17 protein-coding genes and 1 pseudogene are annotated in these 21,425 nt (G+C 69.8%); 4 read left to right on the top strand and 14 right to left on the bottom strand.

Translation table 11 applies throughout. From position 1 onward, the window contains the following. Positions 1-2,394: lamin tail domain-containing protein (locus VFL99_RS09355; protein ID WP_325106078.1), on the bottom strand; the 2,394-nt coding region annotated here is incomplete at its 3' end. 97 nt (positions 2,395-2,491) lie between these two features. On the opposite strand from VFL99_RS09355, the gene ligD reads away from it, so the two are divergent. Continuing rightward, a complete protein-coding gene (gene ligD, locus VFL99_RS09360; RefSeq protein ID WP_325106079.1) occupies positions 2,492-3,532 on the top strand; it encodes a non-homologous end-joining DNA ligase in 1,041 nt (346 codons plus the stop codon). 20 nt (positions 3,533-3,552) lie between these two features. On the opposite strand, the gene leuD is transcribed toward ligD, so the two are convergent. The 7 genes from leuD to VFL99_RS09395 form a co-directional block, all read right to left on the bottom strand. Further along, on the bottom strand, positions 3,553-4,182 hold the full coding sequence (gene leuD / locus VFL99_RS09365; RefSeq protein ID WP_325106080.1) for a 3-isopropylmalate dehydratase small subunit: 630 nt from the start codon (positions 4,180-4,182) through the stop codon (positions 3,553-3,555). Next, positions 4,182-5,585, bottom strand: a complete 1,404-nt coding sequence (gene leuC, locus VFL99_RS09370) for a 3-isopropylmalate dehydratase large subunit (protein ID WP_325106081.1) — start codon at positions 5,583-5,585, stop codon at positions 4,182-4,184. Before leuC ends, leuD begins: the two co-directional genes overlap by 1 nt. A 53-nt stretch (positions 5,586-5,638) precedes the next feature. Continuing rightward, the gene (locus VFL99_RS09375) at positions 5,639-6,733 is read right to left on the bottom strand and encodes an ABC transporter substrate-binding protein (protein WP_325106082.1); all 1,095 of its coding nucleotides are present in this window, start codon (positions 6,731-6,733) and stop codon (positions 5,639-5,641) included. Positions 6,734-6,776: 43 nt separating this feature from the next. Next, positions 6,777-7,532, bottom strand: coding sequence for an ABC transporter permease (locus tag VFL99_RS09380; protein ID WP_325106083.1), 756 nt, complete (start codon positions 7,530-7,532; stop codon positions 6,777-6,779). 139 nt (positions 7,533-7,671) lie between these two features. Beyond that, positions 7,672-8,475: an ABC transporter ATP-binding protein gene (locus VFL99_RS09385; RefSeq protein ID WP_325106084.1), complete on the bottom strand. Its 804-nt coding sequence runs from the start codon at positions 8,473-8,475 to the stop codon at positions 7,672-7,674. Between the two features lie 40 nt (positions 8,476-8,515). Next, the gene (locus tag VFL99_RS09390; RefSeq protein ID WP_325106085.1) at positions 8,516-9,424 is read right to left on the bottom strand and encodes a hydroxymethylglutaryl-CoA lyase; all 909 of its coding nucleotides are present in this window, start codon (positions 9,422-9,424) and stop codon (positions 8,516-8,518) included. A gap of 2 nt (positions 9,425-9,426) precedes the next feature. Further along, positions 9,427-10,650 (bottom strand): CaiB/BaiF CoA transferase family protein, encoded by a 1,224-nt coding sequence (locus VFL99_RS09395; RefSeq protein WP_325106086.1) that lies wholly within the window; start codon positions 10,648-10,650, stop codon positions 9,427-9,429. 169 nt (positions 10,651-10,819) lie between these two features. Between VFL99_RS09395 and VFL99_RS09400 the strand changes: the two genes are divergently transcribed. Then, positions 10,820-12,394 carry an FMN-binding glutamate synthase family protein gene (locus VFL99_RS09400; protein ID WP_325106087.1) on the top strand — a complete coding sequence of 525 codons (1,575 nt, stop codon included), beginning with the start codon at positions 10,820-10,822 and terminating at the stop codon, positions 12,392-12,394. 45 nt (positions 12,395-12,439) lie between these two features. On the opposite strand, the gene VFL99_RS09405 is transcribed toward VFL99_RS09400, so the two are convergent. Then, positions 12,440-13,624, bottom strand: coding sequence for a S53 family peptidase (locus VFL99_RS09405; protein ID WP_325106088.1), 1,185 nt, complete (start codon positions 13,622-13,624; stop codon positions 12,440-12,442). Between the two features lie 185 nt (positions 13,625-13,809). Continuing rightward, positions 13,810-14,871: an ATP-dependent DNA ligase gene (locus VFL99_RS09410; RefSeq protein WP_325106089.1), complete on the bottom strand. Its 1,062-nt coding sequence runs from the start codon at positions 14,869-14,871 to the stop codon at positions 13,810-13,812. 32 nt (positions 14,872-14,903) lie between these two features. On the opposite strand from VFL99_RS09410, the gene VFL99_RS09415 reads away from it, so the two are divergent. Then, positions 14,904-16,112 carry an alpha/beta hydrolase gene (locus tag VFL99_RS09415; protein WP_325106090.1) on the top strand — a complete coding sequence of 403 codons (1,209 nt, stop codon included), beginning with the start codon at positions 14,904-14,906 and terminating at the stop codon, positions 16,110-16,112. Between the two features lies 1 nt (position 16,113). On the opposite strand, the gene VFL99_RS18350 is transcribed toward VFL99_RS09415, so the two are convergent. The 3 genes and pseudogenes from VFL99_RS18350 to VFL99_RS09425 all read right to left on the bottom strand — a co-directional run bounded on the left by VFL99_RS18350 (position 16,114) and on the right by VFL99_RS09425 (position 18,382). Beyond that, positions 16,114-16,173, bottom strand: coding sequence for a hypothetical protein (locus tag VFL99_RS18350; RefSeq protein WP_414713737.1), 60 nt, complete (start codon positions 16,171-16,173; stop codon positions 16,114-16,116). 96 nt (positions 16,174-16,269) lie between these two features. Next, a pseudogene (locus VFL99_RS09420) lies at positions 16,270-17,565 on the bottom strand (APC family permease); the annotation flags it as partial. Between the two features lie 31 nt (positions 17,566-17,596). Beyond that, on the bottom strand, positions 17,597-18,382 hold the full coding sequence (locus VFL99_RS09425) for a pyrimidine reductase family protein (protein ID WP_325106092.1): 786 nt from the start codon (positions 18,380-18,382) through the stop codon (positions 17,597-17,599). Positions 18,383-18,525: 143 nt separating this feature from the next. On the opposite strand from VFL99_RS09425, the gene zapE reads away from it, so the two are divergent. Further along, positions 18,526-19,548: a cell division protein ZapE gene (gene zapE, locus VFL99_RS09430; protein ID WP_325106093.1), complete on the top strand. Its 1,023-nt coding sequence runs from the start codon at positions 18,526-18,528 to the stop codon at positions 19,546-19,548. A gap of 3 nt (positions 19,549-19,551) precedes the next feature. On the opposite strand, the gene glgX is transcribed toward zapE, so the two are convergent. Next, positions 19,552-21,425 (bottom strand): glycogen debranching protein GlgX (glgX, locus tag VFL99_RS09435; protein WP_325106094.1); only part of this gene is annotated, 1,874 nt, incomplete at its 5' end.

The following is a 21,425-nucleotide window of genomic DNA, read 5'->3' on the forward strand; positions in this document are numbered from 1 at the left end:
CAGCCGCACGACCTGCGGGTCGTGGTCGGAGTCCTGGTCGTGGAACTCACTGTTGGTGTGCACCACGTCGTAGTCGTATGCCGGGTGCTTGGCTCCCGGGGGAGCCACCGTGAGTGCCGGGCTGAGCAGGATGTGGTCGAGCACCTGGCTGTTGCCCTCGTAGACGTAGGTGTAGCGCTCGGCGGGCGCCAGGGTGCGCGGCAGGTCGGTCAGCTTCGTGTCACCGGACCCGACGAGGATGTCGGCGGTCTCGCTGAACTCGAAGTCGTTGAGGTCGCCGAGCACCACGACGTTGGCCGAGGGGTCCGCCGAGAGCAACCCGTCGACGAAGTCGCGGACCTCGTGCGCCTGCTGGTGCCGCTGGGGCTCGGAGAACCGCTCCGGCGGCTGCCACTTGCCGAACAGCGGGTCGTCGCCGCCCTTGGAGTTGAAGTGGTTGGCGATCGCGAACACCGTCGTGCCACGGAAGGTGAACTCGCCGACCAGCGGCTTGCGGGAGTCGTCCCACGCCGAGCTGGTCGGGTCGATGCGGCCAGGGGAGTGGGTCAGGTGGGCCCGGCCGTCCTCGGTGTAGACCCCGGTCGCTGTGGTCGCGTCGCCCGGGGCGTGGTCGACGAACTGCACGTCGCGGTCCGGGCGGTAGAGGAAGACCGAGCGGATGTTGCCGCCGGGCTGCCCGCCGTCCTGGTCGTTGACCGGGTTGACCCAGCGCGCCTCGTAGGCCGGCCCGCCCGCGGCCCGGATCGCCGCGGTCAGCTTGGCCAGGGTGGTCGAGGAGTCGACGACCCCGTCGTCCTGCGCTCCGTTGTTGTCCTGGATCTCCTCCAGGGCGAGGATGTCGGGGCTCTTCAGGTTGTGCACGATCTGGCCGGCGAGGCGCTCGAACTTCTCCGACGGGTTGGTCGGTGCGAGGTTCTCCACGTTGAACGTGGCGACGGCCAGCTGGTTGTTGGTCTGCGGCGTGGTGACCTCCCGCTGCAGGCCAGCCGGGTTCAGCGTGCCGAGCGACGTCGCCTCCAGCATGTAGTTGCTGAAGTTGTAGTCGAGCACGCCGACCGTCTCACCGGCCAGCACGTCGCCGACGTCCGCGCGCGGCGTGCGCAGGCTCGAGTCGAGGGTGGTGACGATGACCCGCATGGAGTTCGGGTGGTCGTAGCCGCTGTAGACCACCCCGCCGTGGATGCTCCGCTGCGCCTCGACGTTCTGCGCGGGCACGACCGGCAGTTCGCCGTACTTGTTGGTGGGGCCGACCGCCTCGGCGTCGTCGACCGCGACGCGCATGCCCTCCATCGACTCGTAGAAGTCGATGGCGTTGGTCTCCGGGTCGAAGGCCACACCCGCGTACTCGACCGAGCCCGGGCTTCCGGCATACACGGTGTGTTGTGGGGCGATGCGGTCCTTGCCGATTACGGCCGGGGCGGGCAACGGGTTGTGGTGGGACTCCACCGTCACCGTCGGCCCGGTGATCTCGGTGGTGGTGAGGTTGTCCTTCGCGCCACCGGGCCGGTACTCGGCCACGGACCCGTCCACGGTGACACGGTCGCGGACGGCCACCGAACTGGCGGCGCCCTTCCCGAACACGTAGATGCCCTCACTGGTCGCCGGATTGTCGTCCGGCTCGGTGGACTGCAGGTAGAAGCCGTCGCTGGTCTTCGCGGTCACCACGCCGGGCACGTTCGTGACGTTCTTGCCGCGCAACGGAGACAGGTGGCTCGCGCCCTGGATCTCGGCGACGGTTGCGTCTGTGGTGGGCGGCGGCGGGGCCGTGGAGCAGTCGACGACGGTCGAGTCGGTGTTCTCCGGGCTGGGCGTGCCGACGGTGAAGTCGGTGGCGTTGTTGTCGGTGTCGTAGCAGGCGCTCTTGCGCGCCACGGAGGTGGTGTTGCCCGTCGCCGGTGCGGGGGCCTTCTCGTAGCGACCTGCGCTGCCCCAGCCGACCAGGTCCACCAGGTTGCCGGCTGCGTCCAGCACGCCGACTGCCGCGGCACTGCCCGACATGGCGATGGTCCCGGTCGCGTCCGGGGTGGGCAGCGCCTCGGTGCCCCCGCTGCCGTCGGCCTCCTGCACCAGGTAGTGCCGCCCGGCACCGAGGTTGCCCGTGAGTGGTGTGGTTGCGTAGGGCGGGTCGGACGGCCCCCATCTCGAGGGCCAGTAGGCGACCTTCCACCCGGACAGGTCGACCGCGCTGTCGCCGAGGTTGAACAGCTCGATGAAGTCATTCGTCAAGGTGGCGCCGGAGTTGCCGCCACCTCCGTACGCCTCGGAGACCACGACGTTGGGGGAGACGGCGTGGGCCGGGGGAGCGACGGCAGCCAGGCAGCCGACGCCGAGGAGGGGGGCCGCGAGGATCGCCCAGCGGCGCAGACGGGGAGCAGGCAGGGTGAGTGCTGGCATGGATCGTGACTCTAGAGCCGCTGCCGCGACCACCGGAAGGGAGCAGCGCGTCAAGACTCGGCAAACTCGTGCGGCGAGATGTGGCAGGCTCGGCCCGGTGAGCGCAGACGCGAGGACGCTGGAGCTGCCGGGGCTCGACGGGACGGTCCGGAAGGTGCGGGTGTCGAGTCCGGACCGGGTCATGTGGCCGCAGGCCGGGATCACCAAGGGCGAGCTGGCCGACTACGTCGTGGCCGTGCAGGACGGACTGTTGCGCGCGGTCGGCGACCGGCCGGTCACCCTGCAGCGCTTCCCGAACGGCATCGAGGGCGAGGAGTTCTTCTCCAAGAACCCACCCCGCGGCGCGCCGGAGTGGGCGCGGACCGTGATGTGCACCTACCCGTCGGGGCGGCGTCACCCGCAGCTGGTCGCCGACGAGATCGCCACGGTGGTCTGGATGGTGCAGATGAACACCGTCACCTTCCACCCGTGGCCGGTGCGCGCGGAGGACAACGACAACCCCGATGAGCTGCGCATCGACCTCGACCCGCAGCCGGGGCGTGGGTTCACGGATGCGGTCGAGGCGGCATACGGACTGAAGGCGCTGCTCGAGGAACTGGGCCTCACGCCGTGGGCCAAGACGAGCGGCAACCGGGGAGTGCACGTCTACTGCCGGGTCAAGCCGACGCACGAGTTCCTGGACGTGCGGCACGGCGTCATCGGCATCGCGCGTGAGCTCGAGCGTCGTATGCCGGAGCTCGTCACCTCGGCGTGGTGGAAGGAGGAGCGGGGCGAGAAGGTCTTCGTCGACTTCAACCAGGCCTGCCGCGACCGAACCATCGCCGCGGCCTACTCCCCGCGGCCGCTGGCCGGCGCGCCGGTGTCGACACCCGTGGCCTGGGACGAGCTGCGTGCGGTGGAGCCGCAGGCGTTCACGGTCCGCACCGTCCCGCAGCTCCTCGCCACCCAAGGTGATGCGTGGGCCGGGATCGACGACGCTATCGGCGATGTCAGTTCCGCTATCGCCTTGTGGGACAAGGACGTCCAGGAGCGGAGGCTCGGGGAGATGCCGTTCCCGCCGGACTATCCGAAGATGCCGGGGGAGCCGCCCCGCGTGCAGCCCAGCAAGAAGAACCCGAAGAACTGGCAGGGCGCCTAGCGCCGCAGGGATGCGTTACCTCACGGCGGACGTCGCGGACCGATTCCGGGGACGGTCCACCAGCGGGTCGTCGTGGGGAGGGCGGGGCGACGCGTCGCCTCGTACGCGAGAATGGCGTCCTCGTGGATCAGGGTGAGGGCGATCGCGTCGTGACCGGACAGCAGCCGCTCCCGAGCCTCCGCGGGGACGGTGAAGTGAGCCTCGAGGTCCCCGGCGCGGACCACGCACTCCTCGAGGTCCACCGTGACCGGCACGGCGGGATCCCGCTCGAGCAGATCCCACAGCTCCTCGACCACAGGGGCGGGGAGGACGACCGGCAACAGACCGTTCTCGTAGGCGTTCCCGGTGAAGATGTCCCCGAAACGGGGAGCGACCACGGCACGAAAGCCGTAGTCGATGAGCGCATAGACCGCGCCCTCTCGTGAGGATCCCGTGCCGAAGTCCGTTCCCGCAACAAGGATCGTCGCCGTGTCGTAGGGCGAACGGTTGAGCACGAAGCCTGCGTCGTCGCGCCAGTCCGCGAAGAGGTCCTGGCCGTACCCAGCCTTGGTGAGCCGGGTGAGGAAGCGGACCGGCATGATCTGGTCGGTGTCCACATTGCTCATCCGCAACGGGGCTGCCTGTCCGGTGTGGACGGTGAACTTCTCCATCAGCACCCCACGTCACTCGGCGCCGCGAGCCTGCCAGCGACGGCGCTGGCAGCTGCGACGGCGGGGGAGACGACGTGGGTGCGTGCGCCCTTGCCCTGTCGTCCCTCGAAGTTGCGGTTGTTGGTCGAGGCGGCGCGCTGGCCCGGGCTCAGCCGGTCCTCGTTGACTGCCGCACACAGGGAGCACCCCGACGTCCGCAGCTGGACGCCTGCCGCGGTGAAGATCTCCTCCAGGCCCTCGGCAACCGCCTGCTCGCGGACGGCGTCCGAGCCGGGGACGAGGTAGAACGCCACCCCCGGGGCCACGCGCCGGCCGCGGAGGACCTCGGCCGAGGCTCGGAGGTCCTCGATCCGGCCGTTCGTGCACGAGCCGACGAAGACCGCGTCGATCGGTATGTCGCGCAGGGACGTGCCGGGCTCGAGGTCCATGTAGGCGAGGGCCCGCTCGGCCGCCGCGCGTTCCACGGGATCGGTCATCGACGCGGGATCCGGGACCGTGGAGTCGAGCGGGACAGCCTGCGCGGGGTTGGTGCCCCAGGTGACAAAGGGACTGATCGTGTCGCCGTCGAGGGTGACCTCCTTGTCGAACTCGGCGTCGTCGTCGGTCCTGAGGCCGAGCCAGTACTCGACCTCGTTGTCCCACGCGCGACCGGTGGGGGCGTGCGGCCGGCCCCGCAGGTAGTCGATCGTCTTCTCGTCCGGGGCGATCACTCCGCTGCGGGACCCTGCTTCCACCGTCATGTTGCACACGGTCATGCGCGCCTCCATGGAGAGGGCCTCGATCGCGGTCCCCTGGTACTCGACGACGTGCCCTTGGGCGCCGGCGGTGCCGATCCGCGCGATCAGGGCGAGGATGAGGTCCTTGCCGGTGACCCCGGGCGCAAGCTGGCCGGTCACGGTCACCCGCATGGTCTTCGGACGGGCCAGGGAGAGGGTCTGGGTGGCCAGGACGTGCTCGACCTGCGAGGTGCCGATGCCGAACGCCAAGGCTCCGAAGGCGCCCATGGTCGTGGTGTGCGAGTCGCAGCAGACCACGGTCATGCCGGGGTGGACCAGACCCAGCTCCGGCCCGATGACGTGGACGATCCCGCGGCGGGGGTCACCGCGACGGTAGACCTCGATGCCGTACCGGTCACAGTTCTCGGCCAGCAGGGCGGCCTGCGTGCGCATCGCAGGATCCTCGATGACCTTGAACAGATCGACCGTGGGGACGAGGTGGTCCTCGGTTCCGAGGGTGAGGTCCGGTCGCCGCACCGTCCGGCCGGACGACCGCAGGCCCTCGAACGCGATCGGGGTGTTGACCTCGTGGAGAAGATGCAGGTCGATGTAGAGCAGGCCGGCGGCGCCCGGCTCGGACCAGACGATGTGGTTGCGCCAGATCTTCTCGGTGAGTGTCTCGCCCATGCGGCCTTCCCTTCAGCGGCCTCGCGCAGTCTGCGGCTGGTACAGCGGGTGCGTCACTGCTGCGGCAGGTACTGGTTGGTGTACGTCTTGGACAGGTCGATGTCGTTCGAGACCACGCCGCCGCTCACCAGCTGCTTCAGCACGGCCTGGGCTCCTTGCTTGGTGACCGCGCCGTTCGTGTCGAACCCGGGCTTCGTGTTGTTCACGGCCTTCGCGTAGAGGGACGGCTTGTCGCCGACGAACTCGGGAGGCATCTTGGCCGCGATCTGCTGCGCGTTGTGCGTCCGTATCCACGTCAGCGTCTTGACGATGGCGGACGCCAGCTTCCTGGCGGTGTCCGGGTTCTGCTTGAGCCAGTCGTTGGGCGCTGTGAGGCAGGTGAACGGGTAGTTCGAGACCCCCATCGCTTGCTCGGTGCCCTGCTTGGTGCGCGCATCGGCGAGCAGCCGCAACTGACCTCCCGCGCGGGACTTGGTCACGGTCACGTCGGGCTCGGCCATCACCGCTGCGTAGACCTTGCCCTGTTCCATCGCCGACACGGCGGTTGATCCGACGCCCACCGCGACGATGCTGACGCTGTCGGACTTCATCCCGGCCTTGCCGAGCAGGTGGTCCAGGAAGAACTCCGTGCCCGACCCCGGAGCGGTGACGCCAACCGGCTTGCCCTTGAGGTCGGCGATCGACGACACCTCGTTCCGGTGCTTGGGCGAGACCGCGAGGACCAGGCTCGGGAGTGCGAGGTAGTTCACGAAGCAGGAGACGTCCTTGTGCTTGCCCTGCAGCTGGATCGCGTGGTCGTAGGACGTCGCGGTGATCTGGGCGCTGCCACCGAGCATGGCCTCGATCGCCTTGGAGCCGCCGTCGAAGTTGAGCAGTTTGGGGTCGACTCCCGCCTGCTTGTAGTAGCCGAGCTGTTGGGCGAGGGTCACGGGCAGGTAGACCAGAGCGCTCTGGCCGCCGACAGCGATGGTGAGCTGGCTGCTGTTCCCGCCGGCTGCGGCGTTGTTGCCGGCCGTTGCCGCGCCCTGCTGCCCGGATGGCTGTCCGGCGCCGGAGCTTCCGCCGGCGCAGCCGGCGATGGCGATGGTGGTGCTCGCGGCGAGCGTCGCGGCGAGGACTACTGTCCCGTGGGCCTTGCTTCGTGGCATGGTGGTTTCCTTTTCTGCCGCTGAAGGATGGGAGTGGGGTGGGTTAGGTGAGTTGGCCTGCTTCGTCAGTGGCACGAGTGGGCTGCCACCGAAGCAGGTAGGACTCGGCGCGGTTCACGATGAGGTCGATCAGGACGACCGCGACGGTGAGGATCAGCATCCCGGCGAAGACGCCGGTGGTGTCGAAGGTCAGCTCGGATCGGGCGATGATGTAGCCCACGCCGCGGTTGGCGCCCAGGTACTCGGATACGGTCGCGGCGGTCAGCGCGAACCCGATGCTGATGTGCAGGCTCGAGAAGATCCAGGTCAGAGCGCTGGGCAGGTAGACGTGCCGGAACTTCTGGGCCTCGGACGCGCCGAGCATGTGGACGTTGTCCAAGCAGGTCTGGTCGACCTCCTGCACGCCGCGGAAGACGTTGAAGAAGACGATGAAGAAGACGACGGTGACGCCGAGCGCGACCTTGGAGGTCATTCCGAGGCCGAACCAGAGGAGGAAGATCGGCGCGAGGACGATCCGCGGGAGGGCGTTGAAGGCCTTGATGATCGGATCGAGGACCCGGGCGAACCACTGCAGTCGGGCGAGCACGAAGCCGACCACGAGGCCGAGCAGCGTGCCCAGGACGAAGCCGAGCGCTGTCTCCTCCAGGGTGGTGGCCAGGTCGTCCAGGATGTACCCGGTGCGGAACCACTCCCAGGCGCGGGCGAAGATGTCGCTCGGTTTGCTGAAGAAGAAGGGGTCCATGACGCCGGTGCTGGTCAGGAGCTGCCACAGGGCGAAGATGGCGGCGATGAGCAGCACCCGTGCGACGATGACTCCACCGCGCCCGTGGGCGAGGGAACGGACGGAGCGCGCGCGGGTCCGCCGTTGTGTGACGCCGGTTTGGCTGACGGAGGATTCCTGGTCTGTTGTCGAGGAGATGCCTGTGGAGGTCATGGCGTCATCCGTTCCGAGTCGGTTCCTGCGACCGGGCATAGCTGGTGGCCACCTCTTCCTTCAGCCGCGACCAGATCCTCAGGTAGATCTCTTGGAACGCGTCCGTCGTTCGGATGTCGAGCAGGTTGCGGGGCCGCGGCAGATCGATCTCGTATCGGGCGACGACGGTGCTGCCGGGCCCCGCGGACATGAGCAGGACTTCGTCGGAGAGTGAGATCGCCTCATCGAGGTCGTGCGTGATGAAGAGGACCGTCTTGGTCGACTCGCCCCAGAGCTGGAGCAGTTCGTCCTCCATCATCTTGCGGGTCTGCACGTCCAGCGCCGAGAAGGGCTCGTCCATGAGCAGCAGGTCGGGGTCGACGATCCAGCTCTGCGCGATGGCCGCTCGTTTGCGCATGCCCCCGGAGAGCTGGTGCGGATAGCTGCGCTCCACTCGGGAGAGCCCCACCCGAGCGAGCCAGTCGCTGGCGCGTGCCCGGGCTTCGTCTCTGTGGACGTGCCGGAAGCGAAGGCCGAGTGCGACGTTGTCGATGATGTTCTTCCACGGAAGCAGGGCATCCTGCTGGAACATGTAGGACGCATGGGAGTTCCGTCCCTCCAGCGTGGCCCCGAAGGAGTGGATACGGCCCACCGTCGGCGCCAGCAGGCCGGCGGCCATGTTCAGGACGGTGGACTTGCCGCAGCCACTGGGGCCGACGATGGAGACGAAGCGCCCGTGTCGGGCACAGAGGTCGACGTCCCGAACGGCCGTGTAGCCACCTCCGTCCTCGGCGCGGAACGACTTGCCGACGCCGTGGAAGGAGATCACGTCCGTTCTCGCAGCGGGCGGGCGAAGGTCTTGGACCGCTTCAGACATGGTCTACGACCTCCTGCTGCTCGGCGCCCGGGGTGGTGTGGGAGCGCGACTCGAGGGGAGTGGCCCGGGCCAGGGCATCGCGCAGGAGCCGGTCGGCGCCGGCGAGCCGATCAGGGTCCACACCCGGGTCGTGGCCGCGGGCCAGGAGGTGTCGCACCAGGGTGGCCGTATCGAGGTTGCCCGCAGCTCCCGGAGCGAACGGGCATCCGCCGATGCCGGCGAGGGAGCTGTCGAAGCGGGTGATGCCGGCCTCGATCGCCGCATCGACCGTGGTGAGCGCCTGGCCGCGGCCATCGTGCAGGTGCAGGTTCAACTGCACGTTGGGCCACGCCTCCAGCACCGCCTCGACGGAGCTCATCACCGTTTCCGTCGTGGCCGTGCCGAGCGTGTCGGCCAGGCCCACGTGCTGGACACCGAGTTCCTTGAGCCGGAGCACCAGGTCGACCAGCCGCTGCGGAGGGATCATCCCGTCATAGGGGCACACGAAGGCGGTGGCGATACCGACCGTGATGTCGGCGTGGGGGTGGTCGCTGACGGCCCCGGCAACGTCCTCCAGCGCTCGTGCGGTCGGGCGACCGGCATTCGCCCGGCTGTGGCCCTCGCTGGCGGACACCGCGACCCGCACCTCGTCCACGCCGGCCTCGACGGCGCGGGTCCCGCCCCGCCGGTTCAGGGCCAGACCGACGGTGCGGACCCGCGGCTCGTGCCAGGCCTCCATGAACTCGTCTGCGTCGGCCATCTGCGGCACCTTCGCCGGATGGACGAAGGAGACCGCTTCCAGACGCGAGATCCCGGCGTCGGTCAGAGCGTGGCCCAGCTGAATCTTGTCCGCAGTTCGCACGAGGAGCGGTTGGTCCTGCAGCCCGTCGCGCAGGACGACCTCGGTCAGTTCGATACGCATCCTCAGATCACGCCTGCCTCTCGAAGGGACTGGATCCGTGCTTGGTCGGCGCCGAGCACCTCGTGCAGGACCTCGTCGGTGTGGGCTCCCAGCTCGGGCCCGACCCACCGCAGCTGGCCCTCCTGGCCGGGAAGCACCGGGACGACTCCGGGAAAGCGGATCTCCTCCGGTTCGTCGTCGATGCTCACGGTGGCCCTGCGCACCATTCCCCGCGCGAGGTAGTGCTCGTCGCGAGCGATCTGGGCGGCGTCATACACCGGCGCAGACGGGACCCGGGCGTCGGCCAGGACCTTCAGGGCCGAGTTCACATCTTGAGAGGAGGTCCACGTCGTGATGGCGCCCTCGATCTCCTCCTCGTGGCGGGCGCGGCCGTCGCCGTCCTGCAGCCGGGGGTCCACCGCGAGGTCATCGCGTCCGATCGCCTGCATGAGCCGCCGGAAGACGCCGTTGGCGTTCCCCCCGATGATCACCGACTTGCCGTCGAGGCAGGGGTAGTCGCCCGTGGGAACGACGCCCGGCAGGCGGCCGCCGCTGCGCTCACGGACGATCCCGTAGGCGTCGTAGTCCGGGACGAGGGACTCCAGGAGGGAGAAGACCGCCTCATAGAGAGCGACATCGACGACGTGAGGGCTGTCGCCGAGGGAAGGACCACGGGCCTTGCGCAGCAGGAGCATCAGCGCCCCGATGACGCCGTACAGCCCGGCGACCGTGTCGGCCATGCTGGCGGCCGGCCGGACCGGCTCGCCGTCAGGGCTACCGGTGATGTAGCGCAGCCCGCCGAATGCCTCAGCTGCGCTTCCGAAGCCGGCCTCGTCCTTGCGCGGTCCCGTCTGGCCGTATCCGGAGATGCGCACCAGCACCACGTCGGGGTTCCGTTCCTGGAGCGCTTCTGGCCCGAGACCCCACCGTTCCAGCGTTCCCGGTCGGAAGTTCTCCACCACCACGTCCGCCTGTGCGACGAGCTCGAGCACGAGGTCCCGGCCGCTCGGGGAGTTCAGGTCGATCGTGACCGAGCGCTTGTTGCGGGCGAGGGTGCGGAACATCATCGAGGTGCTGCCGCGGGTCATCCGCCAGTGCCGCACCTCGTCACCGGCGCCCGGCCGCTCAATCTTGATGACATCCGCACCGAAGTCCGCGAAGAGGCGACAGGCGAAGGGCGCTGCCACGAAGTTGCCCAACTCCAGAACGCGAATCCCTGTCAGGAGCCCCGTTGGTCCGTCCCGCATAGACACTGCCTTTCGTGCTCTTCAAATAGTGAGAAGCCAAGGTCAGGATGTGCAATTGGAAAATAGCGGGGGGCGGACGTCCGTGACAAGGGGTTGGGCCACCCATCCTGCGCTGCGGTCGTGCCGGCCGGGCATGCACTCCGCCGGCAGTGTCGGCAAACTGCCGTCCATGAAGTGGATCCGAGCCAGCCTCAGTGCCCTGCCGCTCCTGGCGACCGGAGGCGTCGCCGCCTTCGACGTGCTGCAACGCAAACATGCCCTGTTGTGGAATTTCCCGGTGATCGGGCACTTCCGCTACCTGCTGGAGTCGATCGGACCCGAGCTGCGGCAATACATCGTCACCTCCAACGACGAGGAACGCCCGTTCAGCCGCGACCAGCGGCGCTGGGTCTACGCCTCGAGCAAGATGGAGAACAACTACTTCGGCTTCGGCACGGACAACGACCTCGAGCACACCGCCGGCTACCCGATCATCAAGCAGCGAACCTTCTCCTCAGTGGTTCCGCCCTCGGGCATCCACGCCGGCGAGGAGGTCTGGCTACCGTCGGCCAAGGTGCTCGGCGCGGCCCGGGGGCGAGCCAAGGCCTTCCGGCCGAACTCCGTGGTGAACGTCTCGGCCATGAGCTACGGCTCGCTGTCGGCGCAGGCGGTCGAGGCGATCAACCGCGGTGTCGCGATCTGTGACGCGGTGCAGAACACGGGGGAGGGCGGTCTCTCCCGCCACCACCGCCAGGGCGGCGACCTCGTCTTCCAGATCGGCACGGCCTACTTCGGCTGTCGCGACGAGCAGGGGCGCTTCGACCTCGCGCGGCTGAAGGAGCTCGTCGCCGGTGCCCCGGTGCGCGCCATCGAGATCAAGCTGAGCCAAGGCGCCAAGCCGGGCCTCGGTGGGGTGCTGCCGGGTGTGAAGGTCACACCGGCGATCGCAGAGGCGCGTGGCGTCCCGGTGGGGCAGACGTGCATCAGCCCGTCCCGGCACGCGGAGTTCAGCGACGTCGACAGCATGCTCGACTGGGTCGAGCTGCTCGCCAGCGAGACGGGACTGCCGGTGGGGATCAAGTCGGCAGTCGGGGCGGACCGGTTCTGGGAGAACCTCGTCCACGAGATGGCGACCAGCGGTCGTGGCGTCGACTTCATCACGGTCGACGGCGGCGAAGGTGGGACCGGGGCGGCGCCGCTCACGTTCAGTGACTCGGTGTCGTTGCCGTTCCGGGTGGGGTTCGCCCGCGTCTACTCACGGTTCGCTCGCGCCGGGCTCACCGACCGCGTGACGTTCGTCGGCTCGGGCAAGCTCGGGCTGCCCGACAACGCCATGGTGGCCTTCGCCCTGGGCTGCGACATGGTGAACGTCGCGCGGGAGGCGATGCTGTCGGTCGGGTGCATCCAGTCGCAGCGGTGCCACACCGACCGGTGTCCCACGGGCGTGGCCACGCAGGACCCGTGGCTGACCCGGGGACTGGACCCGACGCTGAAGTCGGTGCGACTGGCCAACTACGTGCGCACCCTACGGCGGGACCTGGTCAAGGTGTCCGAGGCGTGTGGCGTCTACCACCCGGGACTGGTCACCGCCGACGACATCGAGCTGCTCGACGGCACCAGGTCCGGGCGATCGATCCGTGAGGTCTACGGCTACGAGCCCGGTTGGGGGGTTCCCTCCGATGCGGACCGCGAGGCACTCCATGCGCTGCTGTCCCGAACCGCGCCAGAGGGAGGCGGCGCTCCGGCGTCGCCCGCCCGCGTCTGAGGTGGTGCCCGGCCGTCGCGGCCGGGCACCACCCCAATCGGTGGGTCAGAACGCGGAGACGCCGTTGGGCGTGCCGAGCCCGGTCGGCCCGTCCCAACCGCTGCGGGCCGTGCACCACTGCGTGGTCGGGCAGGAGCCGTTCGAGCCGCTCGTCACGTCGTTGAGCGCCGAGGAGTTCTGGTACGGATAGGCGTTCGCGTAGCCGGCTGTCTTGCCCGACAGGGCGTAGACCGATGCGATGATCGGGGCCGACGCGCTCGTACCGCCGAACGTCATCCAGCCGGACGATCCGCGGTAGGCGGTCGAGTCGTAGACCGCCACCCCGGTGTAGGGGTCGGCCACGGCCGAGACGTCCGCCATGGCTCGCTTGCTGCAGCCGGTGTCGTAGCCGGCTGCGTCGGGCAGCGCTGTGTTGTAGGTCGAGCAACCGGAGCCTGCTCCGGACCAGACCGTCTCGCTCCAGCCGCGGGCGTTCGAGGCGGTGTGCAGGCTGGTGCCGCCCACGGCCGTCACGTAGGACGACGAGGCGGGGTAGGAGCCACCCTGGTAGCCGTTGTCCCCGGTGGACGCGGTCACAGCGATGCCCGGGTGGTCGTAGTACCTGCCGTAGGTGGCGTCCGAGGCGTCGCTGCCGCCGTAGCTGTTGGAGATCGCCACGACGCCCGGCCAGCTCGCGGCGGTCTGAACCGCCGCGCCGAGGTTGGCGAACGACGCGGAGTCGGCCTCGACCAACAGGATGTGGCAGTCCGGGCAGGTCGCCGACACCATGTCGAGGTCGAGCGAGATCTCCTGTGCCCAACCGGCGTCCTTGCGCGGCGGCGCGCTCGTCCCGCGCTGGTTCACCTTGGTGAAGCAGCCATTCGCCGTGGTGCACGGCGGCAGCCCGTAGTGCGAGCGGTAGGTCGCGAGGTCCTGCTCGGCCGTCGGGTCGTCGTAGGCATCGACGATCGCCACGGTCCGACCACCGGATGTGGCGCCGGCGAGGTGGTAGGCGGACTGCAGGTCGGCCGGACCGTAGCCGGTCGGTGTCGAGGTCGCGGTGGGCTTGCCCTTGGCATTGGTCCGGACCAGGGCGTGGCAGGAGGCGTTGCCCGGGGTGGGCAGGGCACACACCCGCGCGGCGTGCGCCTGACCCGTCGGCGACGGTGCGGCGACCGCCGGGGTGAGGGCTGCCAGGGAGGTGGCCGTGGCGAGTGCGGTGGTCACGGCGAGGAATGCGCTCTTGCGCATGGATCGACCTTCTTTCCGGTTCACGGAGGGCCCCGAGCGCAGACCACTGTGCGCCGCGCGTGGCGCCGAAACCACCGTGAAATCACCGGTGTTCGGTCAAGATTCGTGCCTAGTCCGGTCAGGAAAGAGTCAACTCGTGCTGGCGGGGTGCGAGCGAGCGACGCGGTATGCCGGACCGGCTCGCGTCACCGTTGGAGCACGTCGCCGAGGTCGTAGGCGACGGCACGGTCGACCTGCTCGAGTGTGCACGACTCCGGGTCACGGTCGGGGCGCCACCGCAGGAACGTGACCGCGTGGCGGAACCGCAGGCCCTCCATCTGGTCGAACTTCACCTCGACGACGCGCTCGGGACGTAGCCGGACGAAGCTCACGTCCTTGTTCGCGCTGAACCGGGACCGGTCGGTCTCCCCGTGGAGGGCGTTGCCGGCGTCGTCACGGGCGACCCAGGGCTCGAGTTCGTCGACCAGCTCCGCCCGGCGCGTCATGGTGAACGCGGAGATGCCGCCGACGTTGAACAGGTGGCCCTGGTCGTCATACATGCCCAGGAGCAGGGAGCCGACACCGATGCCGGACTTGTGGATCCGGTAGCCCACGACGACCGCTTCAGCGGTCCGCGAGTGCTTGATCTTGAGCATGACGCGCTTGCCCGGCTGGTAGGTGAGCCGCAGCGGCTTGGCGACCACGCCGTCCAGCCCCGCGCCCTCGAACCGCTGGAACCAGTCGACGGCGAGGTCGCGGTCGCGCGTGACGCGGGTCAGGTGGACGGAGGCGTCTGTGGCCAGCCCGTCGAGCGCCTCCTCGAGCCGGTCCCGGCGCCGCTCGAAGGGTGCGGCCATCAGGCTCTCGGCGCCGAGGGCGAGCACGTCGAAGCAGACCAGCTCGGCGGGAGTCTCCTTGGAGAGCTTGGTGATCCGTGACGCCGCGGGGTGGATGCGCTGGCTGAGGCGTTCCCAGTCGAGCCGCTGTGCGCCCGGCTCCCCGGCGCGCACGACCACTTCGCAGTCCACGGCGCAGCGCCGCGGCAGGTGTTGCCGGACGGCGTCGACGACCTCCGGGAAGTAGCGGGTGAGCGGCTTGGAGCCGCGGCTGGCGAGCTCCACCTCGTCACCGTCCCGCAGCACGATGCACCGGAAGCCATCCCACTTCGGCTCGTAGGACAGTCCGCCGGCCACCGAGTCGGCGGCCGGCACGTCCGGCACGGCCTTGGCGAGCATCGGGCTGACGGGCAGGTCGATGGGCAGCTCCATGCCGGAACCCTATGACCTGCGAGGATGCGCGGGTGAGACAACACGAGCGACACCGCGGCCTCGCCCTCGCCGCCAAGGCGGCAGCCGGTGTCGGCCTGGGTGGCCTTGGTGCGGTCGGTGTCGGGTCCCTCGGACTGGCAACCTACTTCGCCCGCAAGGTCGTGACTCCGGACGTGGACAAGCCGGACAACGTCGTCGTGCGCGCGGTGGACCGTGCCGGCGGGACGGTCACGCTCGACGCCAACGAGGACACGGTGGCGCCGGGGCAGTACGGGCTGTGGCTGCAGGGCGGCGAGGGGCACGCCCGGCTCGGGGAGGTCGTGGCCGGCCAGGCTGCGGGGAGCGTGACGCGGACCCTGCACGGGGTGGACCGCGGGGTGCTCGATCCCGGCGGTGCTCGCTGGAACCAGTACTACTTCGCCGGCAGCCCGCAGCTCTCCCTCGGCCTGCCCACCGAGGACGTCGTCGTCACGTCGGACGTCGGCGACCTCCCGACCTGGCTGGTCCCGCCCGCCGGTGGCCCGGCCGGACCGGATGGCGGGGGGAGCGGCCGGTGGGCCGTGCTCGTGCACGGGCGCGGGGCCCGGCGCGACGAGTGCCTGCGCGCGGTGCCGGTCCTGCACGGCCTGGGGCTCACCTGCCTGATCCCGCACTACCGCAATGACGTCGGCGCTCCGCCGAGCCGGGACGGGCGGCACAACCTCGGCCTGTCCGAGTGGCGTGACGTCGAGGCCGCCATGCTGTATGCCGTCCGGCACGGTGCGCAGGAGATCGTCCTGGTCGGGTGGTCGGCCGGGGGAGCGATCGTCCTGCAGACGCTCGACCGGTCGTGGCTGTCGGAGCGGGTGAGCAGCATCGTGCTCGACGCGCCGGTCATCGACTGGGCGGACGTGCTGCGCCACCAGGCACGGATCAACAAGGTGCCGCTGCCTGTGGAGTCGCTCAGCCGGGTCCTGATCGGCCGGCCGGCCACCCGCCGGCTGGTGGGGGTGCACGAGCCGATCGACGTGGCCAAGACCAACTGGGTCGCCCGCGCCGACGAGCTGGACCGGCCGACCCTGCTGATCCACTCCGAGGCCGATGAGTTCGTGCCGTGCGGCCCGTCGGCGGAGCTCGCCCGCCGGCGCCCGGACCTGGTGCGGTTCGAGACCGACTGGGGCGCACGGCATACCAAGGAGTGGAACGTCGACCCCGAGCGCTGGGATGGCGTCGTCCGCGACTTCCTCACCGCCCGCGGGTGATTCAGCGGCGGGCGCGCTCCCGTTGCTTGCGTCGGCGCAGGCGCCGCTCGCCGAAGGTCACCTCGTAGTAGGGCCCCAGCAGGGTACGGCGGGCCTCCCGGTCGTCCTGGCGCCGCGTGCCCAGGTAGAGCACCAGCCCCACGACCAGCCAGATGCCGAGGATGAGGTACTCCTGCGGCCAGGCGATGGACAGGTCGGTGCCCGGCCACAGGCTGAAGGCGATGACGAGCACCGCCACGACCGCGCCGATCCCGGGCAGGAACCGGGCGCGGACGCGGTAGGGCTGCTCGAGCCACGGGAAGCGCCGGGGGAGGCGGTAGACGCAGAGGACACCGATCGTCCACGCCAGCCCGATGTAGACCCCGCCGGTGTCGAGGAACCAGGTGATGGCGCCGGTGCCGAGCCAGCCGAGCGCCAGCGTGATCACCAGGGTGAAGACGAGGGCGGGCCCGGGCGTGGCCCGTGAGCCGTGCACCCGGCCGAGCGCGGCGGGCAGCAGTCCGGCGCGGCCCATGGCGATGAGGATCCGCGAGGTCGCGACGAACAGCCCGACGAAGCTGGTCAGCAGGCCCAGGACCGCGATGGCGTAGGCGGCCCAGCCGAGCACCCCGAAACCCGCGCTGCGGAAGGCGTCGATCGTGCCCTTGTCCATCAGGGCCGTCTTCTCCCACGGGATCACCCAGGCCGAGGACAGCAGCACGAGGCAGTAGAACGCGGCCGCCAGCACCACGCTGAGCACGACGGCGCGGCCGATGCGGCGGGGCGGCATCTTCGCGTCCTCGGCGAGGATGGCCACGAGGCCGAAGCCGGTGAGAAAGGTCATGCCGGGCAGGATGAAGCGGATGGTCTGGCCGACGGCGTTCGAGTGGGGTGCGTAGGGCGGCCAGAAGTTGCTGGGGGAGCCGTGCGCGAAGCCGACGACGACCAGCGCGAGGCCGAGCACGATCATCACGCCGAAGAGCACCAGCTGCACGGTGGCGCCGAGGGAGACGCCGTACCAGTTCAGCCCGAACACGGCGAGTGCCAGCAGGACCCCGATGGCCAGCACCGGCAGGTGCACCGTGGTGCCGTTGATGGTCCAAAGGGGGACGGATTCCAGGCCGGGGAAGACGTCCTTCAGCAGGTAGCCGAACGCGGTGACGTAGAAGGCGAGGGAGCTGACGTAGGCGCCGATCAGCAGCCAGCCGGCGGTGAACGCCATGGGGCGGTTGTAGGCGGCGTAGGCGTAGACGACCTCGCCGCCGGCCCGCGGAATCGTCGAGGCCAGCTCGCCGTAGGAGATGGCGACGAACGAGGCGAACACCGCCGCCACGGCGAGACCGAAGATCTCCCCGCCCGCACCGTAGAGCGTGAAGAACTTGCCGTTGGTGTAGATCCAGCTCGTCCCCACGACGCCGGCGGCGCCGAGGGCGACGAGGGGCGCGAGGCCGATCGACTTGCGCAGGTCGGTCACGGGTGTCCTTCCGGTGTGGGGAGCGAGCCGGTCAGGCGGTGGCAGTGTCCGTGCGGTCGGAGCGCACCCACCGGCCGATGAGCGTGGCGTCGGCCTCGATCAGGGTCCACGGGACGAGGTCCAGGTCGAGGTCCGGTCCGGCCAGCACGCGCAGGTGCTCCCCGGCGATGAGCTTGGGGGACAAGGTGAGGCACAGCTCGTCGAGCGCGCCGCTGGCGACGAGGTCGTGGGTGAGGTGGGGGCCGCCCTCGCACAGCACCCGGCCGAGGCCGCGCGTGGCGAGCTGCTGCAGGGCGTCCGGGAGGTCGACGCTGTCCCCGCCGGTCACCACGACTCGGTCGTCGCCGAGCGCCTCCCGCGCGAGTTCCACCGCCTTGCCGGGCGCCCGGTCACAGGTGAGCAGGTAGACGTCGCCGGCGCTCTCCCGCTGTTCGCTGAGCAAGGGCGGCACGTCACCGGATCGGGTGACCACGGCCATTGCCGGGTGCCGCGTCTCGTGGCCGACGGCTGCTCGCGCCGCCCGCCAGCGCTTGCTCGTGACCGGCGGCTTGTAGCCCTCCACGCGGGCCGTCCCAGCACCCACGAGGACGACGTCGGTGAGTGCCCGCATGAGCTGGAACACGGCCCGGTCGGACGCGGTGTTGATCGTGCCCGAGCGCCCGTCCTCCCCCTGCGCCGCACCGTCGAGGGTGGAGACGAAGTTCGCCCGTACCCACGGCCGGTCATGGGGTTGCGGGTGGCGGTAGAGCCGGGTGAGTGCCTCGTCGTCCAGGGGGCCGGGTGCCGGGTCGCCGGCAGCGTTGAGGAGCAGGCGCATGCCAGCATCCTGACACCTGACCGGTCTCGCGGCTCCTCCGACGTCGCCGCTGATCCCTCTCGTGGCTCGTCCGACGTCGCCGCTGATCCCTCTCGCGGCTCCTCCGACGTCGCCGCTGAACGCCACAGAACTATCCTGCAGGCGTGCCCCACGCTGCCCTGGACCAGACGCCGCTCGCGGACCGTTGGCCACAGGTGCGGCCGGAGCGCCTGGTGGCCGAGCTGGTGCCCCCGCCCCGGTTCGATGCCGAGCGGTTCGGCACCTACCACCCCGCCCCCGACCAGCCCAGCCAGCGTGCCGCCGTGGAGACCCTGGAGCGGTATGCCGGGAAGCTCGCCTCCCAGCCCACCGGCCGGCGGCGCTGGTTCCGCCGCAAGGACGAACCCGCGCAGGGCGTCTACCTCGACGGCGGCTTCGGCGTCGGCAAGACGCACCTGCTGGCCAGCCTGTGGCACGCGGCCCCGGAGCCGAAGGTGTTCGGCACCTTCGTCGAGCTGACCAACCTCGTCGGGGCGCTGGGGTTCGCCCGGACCGTCGAGGCGCTGCGCGACCACCAGCTCGTGGCCATCGACGAGTTCGAGCTGGACGACCCGGGCGACACGGTGCTCATGTCGACGCTGCTGACGCGGCTGTCGGAGGCCGGGGTGTCCCTTGCCGCCACCTCCAACACGTTGCCGGGGGCGCTGGGGGAGGGCCGGTTCGCCGCCGAGGACTTCCTACGCGAGATCCAGGCGCTCTCCTCGCGGTTCGAGGTGCTGACCATCGACGGCGAGGACTACCGGCACCGGGGACTGCCCGAGGCGCCGCCACCGCTCGCCGACGAGGACCTCGCGCAGCGGGTGGCCGGGGCGGGAGGGGTGCTCGATGACTTCCCGGCGTTGCTGGACCACCTCGCCAAGGTGCACCCGAGCCGCTACGGCGTGCTGCTCGAGGCCGTCGACGCGGTGGGCTGGCGAGGGGTTCAGCCGGTCAGCGACCAGAACGTGGCGCTGCGCCTCGTCGTACTCGCCGACCGGCTCTACGACCGCGACGTGCCGGTCTTCTCCAGCGGCGTGCCCCTCTCGGAGCTGTTCACACCGGAGCTGCTGCGCGGCGGCTACCGCAAGAAGTACCACCGGGCCATCTCGCGGCTGACCGCGCTGGCCCGCGAGGCGTGCGCCGCCTGACGCTCACTCCTCCTCGGCGCCCACGTCACGCAGCACCACGATCGACCGGCCCGGGACGGCGTGCACCGAACCCGGCTCCCAGACCTGGTCCTCGTCAGCCGGGGCGTTGGCACTGGTGTCGATCTCGACAACCCACGAGACGGCATACTCCACCGGAGGGAGGGTGAACTCGACCGGCTCGCTGTGCGCGTTGAACAACAGGAGGAAGTCGTCGTCGGTGACCTCGCGGCCGCGGATGTCCGGCTCGGGGATGGCCTTGCCGTTGAGGAAGACCATGATCGTGCGGGCGTAGCCGTTGCGCCAGTCGAGCTCGTCCATCTCCTCGGCGTTCGGGGCGAACCACTCGATGTCGCCGAGGGAGCTGGCGCCGCCGTGCGCGGCGTCGCCGGCGAAGAACCGGCGCCGGTGGAAGGCCGGGTGCTCCAGGCGCAGCGCGATGAGCTTGGTGGTGAACGTGAGGAGTGCCTGCTCGTCCTCGTCGAGGTCCCAGTCGATCCAGGAGATCTCGTTGTCCTGGCAGTAGACGTTGTTGTTGCCGCCCTGGGTGCGGCTGAGCTCGTCGCCGTGGGAGATCATCGGCACACCCTGGCTGAGCAGCAGCGTGGTGAGGAAGTTGCGCTGCTGCTGGCTGCGCAGGGCGAGGACCTTCTTGTCCTTGGTCGGGCCCTCGGTGCCGCAGTTCCAGGACCGGTTGTTGCTCTCCCCGTCCTTGTTGTCCTCGCCGTTGGCCTCGTTGTGCTTGTCGTTGTAGGAGACCAGGTCGCGCAGGGTGAAGCCGTCGTGCGCGGTGACGAAGTTGATCGAGGCGATCGGTCGGCGCCCGGACTGCTCGTAGAGGTCGCTGGAACCGGTGATGCGGGAGGCGAATTCACCCAGCGTCGAGGGCTTGCCGCGCCAGAAGTCGCGGACGGTGTCGCGGTAGCGGCCGTTCCACTCGGTCCACATGGGGGGGAAGTTGCCGACCTGGTAGCCGCCGTCGCCGAGGTCCCACGGCTCGGCGATCAGCTTGACCTGGGAGATGACCGGGTCCTGCTGGATGAGGTCGAAGAACGCCGACAGCTTGTCGACCTCGTGGAACTGGCGGGCGAGGGTGGCGGCGAGGTCGAAGCGAAAACCGTCGACGCGCATCTCGAGGACCCAGTAGCGCAGCGAGTCCATGATCAGCTGCAGCACGTGCGGGCTGGACATCAGCATGCTGTTGCCGGTGCCCGTGGTGTCGTAGTAGTGCGCCTTGTCGTCGTCGACGAGCCGGTAGTAGCTGGCGTTGTCGATGCCGCGGAAGGCCAGGGTGGGGCCGAGGTGGTTGCCCTCGGCGGTGTGGTTGTAGACGACATCGAGGATCACCTCGATGTCCGCCTCGTGCAGGGCCTTGACCATCGTCTTGAACTCGGTGACCTGCTGGCCGAGGCTGCCGCTGGCGCTGTAGCGGTTGTGCGGGGCGAGAAAGCCGATGGTGTTGTAGCCCCAGTAGTTGGACAGACCCTGGTCGACGAGGCTGGTGTCGTTGACGAACTGGTGCACCGGCATCAGCTCGATCGCCGTGACGCCCAGCTCCTGCAGGTGCTTGACGGTGACGGGGTGCGCGATGCCGGCGTAGGTGCCGCGGACCTCGTCGGGGACGTCCGGGTGCAGCTCGGTGAGGCCCTTGACGTGCGCCTCGTAGATCACCGTGTCGTGGTACTCGTGCCGGGGCAGGCGGTCCTGGCCCCAGTCGAAGAACGGGTTGATGACGACGGAGTACATGGTGTGGCCGAGGCTGTCCTGGACGTTCGCCTTCGCCGGGTCGTCGCTCGGGTCGTCGAAGTCGTAGCTGAACAGCGACTGGTCGCCGTCGGCCATGCCGTCGACCGCCTTGGCGTAGGGGTCGAGCAGGAGCT

This window comes from Segeticoccus sp. (assembly GCF_035708005.1).

Coding starts and splice junctions, on each gene's coding strand:
- leuD (WP_325106080.1), bottom strand. CDS start 4,182: ATGGAGAAGTTCACCGTCCACACCGGACAGGCAGCCCCGTTGCGGATG.
- leuC (WP_325106081.1), bottom strand. CDS start 5,585: ATGGGCGAGACACTCACCGAGAAGATCTGGCGCAACCACATCGTCTGG.
- VFL99_RS09375 (WP_325106082.1), bottom strand. CDS start 6,733: ATGCCACGAAGCAAGGCCCACGGGACAGTAGTCCTCGCCGCGACGCTC.
- VFL99_RS09390 (WP_325106085.1), bottom strand. CDS start 9,424: ATGCGTATCGAACTGACCGAGGTCGTCCTGCGCGACGGGCTGCAGGAC.
- VFL99_RS09395 (WP_325106086.1), bottom strand. CDS start 10,650: ATGCGGGACGGACCAACGGGGCTCCTGACAGGGATTCGCGTTCTGGAG.
- VFL99_RS09400 (WP_325106087.1), top strand. CDS start 10,820: ATGAAGTGGATCCGAGCCAGCCTCAGTGCCCTGCCGCTCCTGGCGACC.
- VFL99_RS09405 (WP_325106088.1), bottom strand. CDS start 13,624: ATGCGCAAGAGCGCATTCCTCGCCGTGACCACCGCACTCGCCACGGCC.
- VFL99_RS09410 (WP_325106089.1), bottom strand. CDS start 14,871: ATGGAGCTGCCCATCGACCTGCCCGTCAGCCCGATGCTCGCCAAGGCC.
- VFL99_RS09425 (WP_325106092.1), bottom strand. CDS start 18,382: ATGCGCCTGCTCCTCAACGCTGCCGGCGACCCGGCACCCGGCCCCCTG.